The sequence below is a fragment of the Streptomyces sp. NPDC127092 genome (genome assembly GCF_042722475.1).
In the GTDB taxonomy this organism is placed as follows: Bacteria; Actinomycetota; Actinomycetes; order Streptomycetales; family Streptomycetaceae; genus Streptomyces.
Genome location: NZ_JBHXFE010000386.1, coordinates 1 through 1,096, shown reverse-complemented (window position 1 = coordinate 1,096; position 1,096 = coordinate 1). Strand labels below are relative to the sequence as shown.

At 60.9% G+C, this 1,096-nt stretch carries 2 protein-coding genes and 1 pseudogene; 2 read left to right on the top strand and 1 reads right to left on the bottom strand.

What is annotated here, in order from left to right; all coding sequences use genetic code 11:
* On the bottom strand, positions 1-252 hold a 252-nt coding region (locus ACFWJO_RS40670), incomplete at its 3' end, for a hypothetical protein (RefSeq protein WP_386873423.1).
* Positions 253-489: 237 nt separating this feature from the next.
* Here ACFWJO_RS40670 and ACFWJO_RS40665 point away from each other — a divergent pair.
* Together ACFWJO_RS40665 and ACFWJO_RS40660 are read left to right on the top strand one after the other, a co-directional pair.
* On the top strand, positions 490-711 hold the full coding sequence (locus ACFWJO_RS40665; protein WP_378496425.1) for a heavy-metal-associated domain-containing protein: 222 nt from the start codon (positions 490-492) through the stop codon (positions 709-711).
* 203 nt (positions 712-914) lie between these two features.
* Positions 915-1,096: pseudogene (locus tag ACFWJO_RS40660) on the top strand (site-specific integrase); the annotation flags it as partial.

Sequence of the window (1,096 nt, the reverse complement as noted above, 5' to 3'; positions counted from 1 at the left end):
ACACAGCACCGCGCTCGCGTGTACGAAGAGCATCGACAGCGGTCCCACCGCCTCCGCCCGGGCGGCGTCGGTGTACATATACACCGACCACCCGGTGGCCCCGCCGGTATGCGAGAAGAACAACGCCACCACAGCCACCGAGATCGCAACCGTGACCCGGACCCGCCAGCGCGATCCGGTATCGACCTCCCCGGTCACCCGACGTTCGATGGCCTCGAACATCGCCCGATACTCGATCAACTCGTCGGTCACAGCAACACTCCTGACATCGGCGCTCCCGCAGTAGGTCGGCCGAACACGGCGAAGAGTTCCCCGGTCGGTCCGGTCCCTCGTGCGCACCCCTTTTCGAGCTCTGTACCGGGTGGACGCCGGTGAATCGGATTCGCGGATCGCCGATTTTTGCCGCCGCCCAGCAGAACAGACGGACAATTGAATGGAAGTGAACAGTCGAGATCAATCCACGCACGTTTGATATGCAAGGAGAAACCGATGACAACATGGACCGTTCCGGTCGAAGGATTGCACTGCCAAGGATGCGTGAACACCGTCACCGAGGAACTGACCAGCCTCGAAGAAGTCAACTCAGTCTCGGTAGACCTCGATACTCACGGAGTATCCCAAGTGACGATCGACGCATCCAAGCAACTGTCCGACGACACCATCCAGGCCGCACTCGCCGAACACGGCAACTTCTCCATCACTCGCGGCTGAACCCCGCACTCTGCCGCAGCAATACCGTTCGAACCCTGGAGACCAGTCAGGCCGTGGCCGCGTCTCACAACCTTGGTTCCCTCGGGGTCCGATCATTTGTCGCGCACTGTGGCACTAGCTGATCACTTGCTTGGTGGACAACGGGTTCTCTCCGCGTGTCGGTCAGGTGGTCGTCGTTGTGGCGGCCATGATTGACAAGGGAGATGACGACGATGCGAGCTTTTCCGGTGCAGATGCCCTCTGGAACGCGGTACTGGACGGTGATCGACGAGGACCTGCTGGTCGTGTTGGTGGCGGATGCATATCTGCGGTATGTGAGGTTCGGGCGTGATGGGGCCGAGTCGACGACCAAGTCGTATGCGGGCGCTGTCGCGTTGTATCTGTC

Coding starts and splice junctions, on each gene's coding strand:
- ACFWJO_RS40665 (WP_378496425.1), top strand. CDS start 490: ATGACAACATGGACCGTTCCGGTCGAAGGATTGCACTGCCAAGGATGC.